The organism is Pseudomonas sp. (genome assembly GCF_037994325.1).
Taxonomy (GTDB): Bacteria; Pseudomonadota; Gammaproteobacteria; order Pseudomonadales; family Pseudomonadaceae; genus Aquipseudomonas.
In genome coordinates, this window is the sequence record NZ_JBBNAH010000241.1 from 1 (window position 1) to 7233 (window position 7233).

A 7233-nucleotide genomic window follows, 5' to 3' on the forward strand; every position below is an offset into this window, starting at 1 on the left:
GAAAACGCCGTGAATAACCTGCGCGGCGGCGATGCAGTAAATGACCCCAACGTCGAAGAGTCGCGCCAGGCTCTGGATAAGTACACCGTCGACCTCACCAAGCGCGCCGAAGAGGGCAAGCTTGATCCGGTGATTGGCCGTGACGATGAAATCCGTCGCACCATTCAGGTCTTGCAGCGCCGCACAAAAAACAACCCGGTGCTAATTGGTGAGCCTGGCGTGGGTAAAACCGCTATTGCCGAAGGCCTGGCTCAGCGCATCGTCAACGGCGAAGTGCCCGATGGCTTGAAAGACAAGCGCCTGCTGTCGTTGGATATGGGCGCGTTGATTGCTGGCGCCAAGTTTCGCGGTGAGTTTGAAGAGCGCCTGAAAGCGGTGCTGAATGAGCTGTCCAAGCAGGAAGGCCGGGTCATCTTGTTTATCGACGAATTGCACACCATGGTCGGCGCCGGCAAAGCCGAGGGCGCCATGGACGCCGGCAATATGCTTAAGCCGTCCCTGGCTCGTGGCGAGCTGCACTGCGTTGGCGCCACCACCCTGAACGAATACCGCCAGTTCATCGAAAAGGATGCGGCGCTGGAACGACGTTTCCAGAAAGTATTGGTGGAAGAGCCGAGCGAGGAAGACACCATCGCCATTCTGCGTGGCCTCAAGGAGCGTTATGAGGTTCACCACAAAGTGGCGATCACCGACGGCGCAATTATCGCTGCGGTCAAACTCAGCCACCGCTATATCACCGACCGCCAGTTGCCGGACAAAGCCATCGACCTGATGGACGAAGCCGCCAGCCGTATCCGCATGGAAATTGACTCCAAACCGGAAGTGCTCGATCGCTTGGAGCGTCGCCTGATTCAGCTGAAAGTTGAGCGTGAAGCGCTGAAGAAAGAAAGCGACGAGGCTGCGCTTAAGCGTCTGGAAAAACTCAAAGAAGACATCGCCAAGTACGAGCGCGAGTACGCCGATCTGGAGGAAATCTGGAAGGCGGAAAAAGCCGAAGTGCAGGGCTCGGCGCAGATTCAGCAAAAAATCGAGCAGGCCCGCCAGGAACTGGAAGCGGCGCGGCGCAAGAGCGACTTGGAGCAAATGGCCAAGCTGCAATACAGCATTATTCCCGACCTCGAACGCAGCCTGCAGATGGTCGATCAGCATGGCAAAACCGAAAACCAACTGCTGCGTAGCCGCGTCACCGAAGAAGAAATCGCCGAAGTCGTATCGAAGTGGACCGGTATTCCCGTGGCGAAAATGCTCGAAGGTGAGCGCGACAAATTGCTGAAAATGGAAGGTCTGCTGCACAAGCGCGTGATCGGTCAAAACGAGGCAGTGGTCGCGGTTTCCAACGCTGTGCGCCGTTCGCGTGCCGGTTTGTCCGACCCGGATCGGCCAAGCGGTTCGTTCCTGTTCCTCGGCCCGACCGGCGTGGGTAAAACGGAGCTGTGCAAGGCGTTGGCCGAGTTTCTCTTCGATACCGAAGAGGCGCTGGTGCGCATCGACATGTCCGAGTTTATGGAGAAGCACTCGGTCGCCCGTCTAATCGGTGCACCGCCCGGCTATGTCGGGTACGAGGAGGGCGGCTACCTGACCGAAGCGGTGCGGCGTAAACCGTATTCGGTGGTGCTGCTCGACGAGGTCGAGAAGGCCCATGCGGATGTATTTAACGTGCTGCTGCAGGTGCTGGAAGACGGTCGTTTAACCGATAGCCATGGCCGTACGGTGGATTTTCGCAACACCGTGATCGTCATGACCTCGAACCTGGGTTCGGCGCAGATTCAGGAGTTGGTGGGTGACCAAGAGGCGCAGCGCGCGGCGGTAATGGATGCGGTGAGCAACCACTTCCGTCCGGAGTTCATCAACCGGATCGACGAAGTGGTGATCTTCGAGCCGCTGGCGCGTGACCAGATCGCCGGTATTGCGCAGATCCAACTGGGTCGTCTGCGTCAACGCTTGACTGAGCGTGAGCTGAGCCTGGAGTTGAGCGATGAGGCGCTGGATAAGCTGATCGCTGTGGGCTACGACCCGGTGTATGGCGCGCGTCCACTGAAACGGGCGGTGCAGCGCTGGATCGAAAACCCGTTGGCGCAGTTGATCTTGAGCGGCAAGTTTATGCCTGGCTCAACGGTGACCGGTGTGGTCGATGGTGACGAAATCGTCTTCGAGTAAAAAAGCGATGCAACAAAAAGCCCGGCAAACGCCGGGCTTTTTTCGTTTCGTTGAAGGGCCGGTCAGAGGCGCTCCAGCAATCCTTGCAGTAAAACGGCCTGGTCTTCAGCCAGGTCGATGATATGAAACCCCGACCAGCAATGCTGCCCATCTGCCCCCGGCCGGCTCCACAGGCAATCAGCGCCCAGGCGCACTTCGGTCAGACCTTCTACCGGCGGATAGGAAACCAAGCGGCATTCCAGCAGCGCATCGGCTTCCTGCGGGCAGTCGCCGAAGATCATGAAACCTTCAATCGACAGGTCAACCACGCGGCCAAGATGGCGCTCGGTGTGCAGGTCGTAGACTTCCAGGTGCAACTCGGCGGGGTGTCGGCTGTGCTGGCGACGATCGTCCATTACGGCTCCTTAACTGTTGTCGGCGCGACCGGTGAAGCGTTGCAACACCCGGTAGATGGCGGTCAGGGCACGGTCCACCAGCGGGGCCGCGCGTTCGGTTTGGAGGATGCGAACCAAGCCTTGTTCCATCTCGTTGGCTAAAATTGTCAGCGGTTTGATCGCCACGCGTTGGCCGCTGTGGTCGACGAACATGTAGTTGTGCGTGGTCGGGCTGAACCATGAGAGCTTGAGGTTACGCACCTGCGCGCCATCAATAAATTCAAACCAGGTACCAAACTCGATACGTCCCAACTCTTTGGCAATCAGCTGCGCTTTGTACGACAGCCCTGAGGCTTGCGGCGCCGAGTTGGCCAGCGCGGCGTCTTCACCGAGCATGGCGCCAAGTGGGCTTTCCGGCAGCACCGGGTTGAGCTTGGCAGCCACTTGCGGCTGTTTGGCCTGCACCGCGTGTTGGCAGGCAACGATGTCTTGCAGCAGGCGGCGAATACCGTCTTCGTGATAACCGCCAAGAATTTCCAGGCCTTTGCGCAGGTCTTCCAACAACTGCACGCGGATGCTCTGCAAGCGCTCTTGGCCGGCTTCGTTTAATGGCGTGCTGCTCCAGGCCAGCTGTTCGGCCACTTCGCTGTAACGCTGCCATTCAGCACTGCGCTCGCCGTGACGCAGCAGCACAAACACCAGTGCGTCGGTCCAGGTCAGTTCAAGAAAGTTACGGATCAAGGGCGGCGGTTGGCGATTGGCCAAGGCGCGGGCAATGATGTCGACCGCTTGCTGGCGCGCCCCAAGCAATTTGTCACGACCCTTGGCCGCTTCCACCGCACGGCGTTCACGCAAAGCCACCTTATGTTGCAGGTTGGTGGTGAACTCGTTGAATTCTTCCAGCAGGCTTTCAAACAGCTTGAGGTCGCCGTCAAAGCCTTGGATAACGCGCTCGACCACCCAGTGAATTTTCGCCAGCAGGCCACGGTCATCGTCTTCACCGCCGTACAGCACACCGGCTTGGGCCATGGCATTAAGCAGGCGGCGAGCGGGATGGTGATGCTGGGTGAACAGCGCCTTGTCGAGCAGCGCGACTTTCAAGTACGGCGTGTGCAAGTGCGAAAGCGCGGTTTTGCAGCTGTCGGGCAGGTTTTCATCATCCAGGATGAAGTCGAACAGCATGCCCACCAGGTCGATAACGTCCGCTTCCTGATCTGAAAGCTTGTGCTGGCCTGGCTCGCTGCTATGGGCTTCGAGCTGCTGCTGCAGGTCGACCTTGAACTCTTCAACGTGTTGCGGGCGCTGCAAGCGTTGCGAGAAATCCAGCGCCGATTGCTGCTGCAAGCGATTTAGCGCATCGAGCAGATCGCTGGCGGCATAGGTGCGGGTTGCGCCCTGCGGCGCAAAGCTGGCGATACTGCGCGTGCCGCCCAGCAAGGGCGCGTCTACGTTGTAGTGACGGCGTTCGCCCAGTAGCGCGGCCAGGCTGCTGAACAACACGGCCGGGTCGGTTGGCTCCGGGCCGGAAGTGTCGTAAGGCGCGCGTGCCGTTTCAGTATCGGTTGTTGCCGTGTTGCTGGCCGGGGCTGCTGGGCCCGTGGTGCGTGGCTCGGCTGCACGGGGTGTTTCTGCAACGGGAGCGGAAGCCGGCGAGGCGGCTTCGCGCGGTGTCGTCGGCGCGCGACGCGCATCGGGCGTGCGTTGCGGCGCGTATTTGAGGTTGGGCAGTACGCCGGCATCAATCAGGCGTTGGTTCATCGCCTCATACAGGCGATCAAGGCTCTGCATCACATGGCGATCAAACAGCATATAGAGGATGGTTTTGATCTGCGCCGGGAAGGGCGTCGGTGCTAGCGCTTCGCGAAAGGCTTGGGCAATGGCGCGTGGGCCAAACGGGTTGCTGTCTTCACCAAGCTTCTGGCCGTTGTTCAGCACCGCCAGCCGTTGCTCAAGGGCAAACAGCGGCTCGGCGCAGCGGGCCTTCACCCGGCTGACCATATTGGTGACTTGCAGGCTCTCTTCGTAATCTTCGTTCTGAATCAGCGACAGGTCTTCAGCGCGTAGCGCCGCTGAATTGGCCTCGGGCTCAAGCGTGCCTTCAAGAAAGTTGGAAAAATTCTGCGCCACACGTTGATGGTAGCTGCGTTCGATTTGCGGGCGCTGCCGACGAATTTCGCGCATGTTGTCAAAGAACAACGACTGCACTTTATTGTTCTCGGCTTTTTCTGCGCACTCAAACAGCGTGTCATCAACCTGGCCAAAAACCCCTGTCAGGTGTTCGGCCAAGCGGTTCATCGCGAGCTTGCGGCAACCCTGCACCAGTTCACCAAAGCGCGGCTGAATACCGCGACTGGCAAGCGTCTGGTTGGTTCGTGGTAGTGGGGGTAGGTCCTGCGTGCTCATGGACTGTCCTGTTCAAGCCGACCGGCTTATGCATCCTGCAGCGATCATATCTCAGGCAAACATAGAGCGGTGAACACGTCGCTGCAAATCATTGTCTTAAAAGCTATTTAGGGGGTTGACAGGGTTTCGAATATCCTTAAAATGCAGCGCCTCGATACGGCAAATGCCTAACAGCAAATGACGTAACGAGATGGAAGCAAGTAGTTCCGCGATAGCTCAGTCGGTAGAGCAAATGACTGTTAATCATTGGGTCCCAGGTTCGAGTCCTGGTCGCGGAGCCAATCTTTCAACCGGGTTATAGCGCATACAGGAAGCGCGCCTGCTTTGGGAGCAGGATGTCAGGAGTTCGAATCCCCTTACCCCGACCATTTTTGGGTCGTTAGCTCAGTTGGTAGAGCAGTTGGCTTTTAACCAATTGGTCGTAGGTTCGAGTCCCACACGACCCACCATTTTTGGCTCTTGATGTTTGAAGAGTTAAATCTTAGGCGAAATGTTTAACGACATGGAGCCATCAGAAAAGGCGCCCTTCGGGGCGCCTTTTTTGTTTGTGTTGACTCTGCATCCGGCCTGCTTCGTTAAAGAACGAGTGGCAGATGCCAGACAATAAAAAGCCCCGCATCTGCGGGGCTTTTTATTGGGTGTTTGGTTAACGCGGCGATGTGTCGCTTACAGGCGGTTTCTTAAGTCCAAAAGTCGCGTCCAGCATGCCCGGTGCATCGGCACTTTTCGGTGCGTAGTCACGCGGCACTTCGGCGCCTTTCGGTGGTGTCAAACGTTCACGCGAACCGGGTTGTTCATCGTGCAGGGCGGCCAGCAAACGTTGGCGGGTCAGTTCATCCAGGGCCAAACGGTTGGCGCCTTCGGATAAATGTTCCTGCACTTCCTGGTAACTCTGCGTGAGCTTTTTCACCAGGCTGGCGGTGGTGTTGAAGTGGGTGACGACTTCGCTTTGGTAGCTATCGAAGCGTTCCTGGATTTCGTCCAGTTGCCGCTGAGTACGGCTCGGTGCGGCGCTGGGTACTAGGCGGGCCACCAGAAAACCAATGGTGACGCCTGCGAGCAGGGCGAGTGCCGGGAGCAACCAGGCCAATAGGGTCTGTTCCACGAGTCCTTCCTCTATAAACGGCTTTGCATTACGGTAACGGCTCACACCTGCGCTGTATAGCGCGGCGCGGCCCTGATGGGGACGAACGTCGCCAGAGCGGCGCCCGCAGGTTCCAATCCACAAGATCTTATCCAAGACGTGTCGACCCACCCTCGGGTCACGGAGTTCCCCGTTGTCAGCTCGTGAAGTCTCCCTGTTTATTCAAGGCCCCAGCGGCCAACTCGAAGCGCTCTATCTCGACCTCCCCGAGGCCCGCGGCCTGGCGCTGATTTGCCACCCGAACCCGGTGCAGGGCGGCACCATGCTGAATAAAGTGGTTTCTACACTTCAGCGCACCGCGCGCGATGCCGGCTACGCCACCTTGCGCTTTAACTACCGGGGTGTTGGCGCCAGCGAAGGCGCCAGTGAAATGGTCAGCGGTGAGGTGGACGATGCTGAAGCCGTGGCCAATTGGCTGCTCGCCGAGCAGCCGAACCTACCGCTCAACCTGTTTGGCTTTTCCTTTGGTGGCTTCGTCGCCGCCAGCCTCAGCGGACGCTTGGAAGCGCGTGGCGTGGAGATTGAACGACTGTTTATGGTGGCGCCTGCGGTGAGTCGCCTGAGCGAGCAGAATCCTATCGCCCAGCATGGCGCGCTGACCGTGATCCAACCCGAGCAGGACGAAGTCATTGCGCCGGAAACAGTATTCGCCTGGTCGGCCGACCTTGAGCGTGCCCACGAGCTACTGAAAGTGGCAGAATGCGGGCACTTTTTTCACGGCAAGCTCACGGAGCTGAAAGACCTGCTGCTGCCGCGCCTGTCGAACTGACTTAATAAGCGAACGCCAATGACCACTCGTATCCTGACCGGCATCACCACCACCGGCACACCGCACCTGGGCAACTACGCCGGCGCCATCCGCCCGGCCATCGTTGCCAGCCGCGCGCCAGACGCCGACTCGTTCTACTTTCTGGCTGATTACCACGCCCTGATTAAATGCGACGAGCCGCTGCGTATTCAGCGTTCGCGTCTGGAGATTGCTGTCACTTGGCTGGCCTGCGGTCTGGATACCGACCGCGTCACTTTTTATCGTCAGTCCGATATCCCGGAAATCACCGAGCTCACCTGGTTGCTGACCTGCGTGGCGGCCAAGGGCTTGCTCAACCGCGCCCATGCTTACAAAGCTTCGGTGGATAAAAACGTCGAGCAAGGGGA

The 7233-nt window shown here is 58.7% G+C and carries 5 protein-coding genes, 3 tRNA genes and 1 pseudogene; 6 read left to right on the forward strand and 3 right to left on the reverse strand.

The annotated features are described in order from the left end of the window. The coding region (clpB, locus tag AAAB16_RS08055; RefSeq protein WP_340662875.1) for an ATP-dependent chaperone ClpB at window positions 1-2157 on the forward strand (2157 nt) is incomplete at its 5' end. Window positions 2158-2219: 62 nt separating this feature from the next. Here the strand turns inward: clpB and AAAB16_RS08060 are convergent. Together AAAB16_RS08060 and AAAB16_RS08065 are read right to left on the reverse strand one after the other, a co-directional pair. Then, window positions 2220-2552, reverse strand: a complete 333-nt coding sequence (locus tag AAAB16_RS08060) for a PilZ domain-containing protein (protein ID WP_340662876.1) — start codon at window positions 2550-2552, stop codon at window positions 2220-2222. 9 nt (window positions 2553-2561) lie between these two features. Continuing rightward, window positions 2562-4934, reverse strand: coding sequence for a DUF1631 domain-containing protein (locus tag AAAB16_RS08065; protein ID WP_340662877.1), 2373 nt, complete (start codon window positions 4932-4934; stop codon window positions 2562-2564). A 205-nt stretch (window positions 4935-5139) separates the two neighbouring features. Between AAAB16_RS08065 and AAAB16_RS08070 the strand changes: the two genes are divergently transcribed. From AAAB16_RS08070 to AAAB16_RS08080, 3 genes are all read left to right on the forward strand, one after another. Next, a tRNA-Asn gene (locus AAAB16_RS08070) sits at window positions 5140-5215 on the forward strand. Between the two features lie 10 nt (window positions 5216-5225). Next, window positions 5226-5302: transfer RNA gene (locus AAAB16_RS08075), tRNA-Pro, on the forward strand. 5 nt (window positions 5303-5307) lie between these two features. Next, window positions 5308-5383: transfer RNA gene (locus AAAB16_RS08080), tRNA-Lys, on the forward strand. A 197-nt stretch (window positions 5384-5580) separates the two neighbouring features. Here AAAB16_RS08080 and AAAB16_RS08085 read toward each other — a convergent pair. Beyond that, window positions 5581-6039 carry a DUF1043 family protein gene (locus tag AAAB16_RS08085; RefSeq protein WP_110617437.1) on the reverse strand — a complete coding sequence of 153 codons (459 nt, stop codon included), beginning with the start codon at window positions 6037-6039 and terminating at the stop codon, window positions 5581-5583. A gap of 172 nt (window positions 6040-6211) precedes the next feature. Here AAAB16_RS08085 and AAAB16_RS08090 point away from each other — a divergent pair, with 172 nt between their 5' ends. Together AAAB16_RS08090 and AAAB16_RS08095 are read left to right on the forward strand one after the other, a co-directional pair. Next, the gene (locus AAAB16_RS08090; protein ID WP_340662878.1) at window positions 6212-6847 is read left to right on the forward strand and encodes an alpha/beta fold hydrolase; all 636 of its coding nucleotides are present in this window, start codon (window positions 6212-6214) and stop codon (window positions 6845-6847) included. Window positions 6848-6865: 18 nt separating this feature from the next. Next, window positions 6866-7233, forward strand: a pseudogene (locus AAAB16_RS08095) (tryptophan--tRNA ligase); the annotation flags it as partial.

Bases quoted from the DNA above. Each gene is read 5' to 3' on its own strand.
- AAAB16_RS08065 (WP_340662877.1), bottom strand. From the start codon at position 4,934: ATGAGCACGCAGGACCTACCCCCACTACCACGAACCAACCAGACGCTT.
- AAAB16_RS08060 (WP_340662876.1), bottom strand. From the start codon at position 2,552: ATGGACGATCGTCGCCAGCACAGCCGACACCCCGCCGAGTTGCACCTG.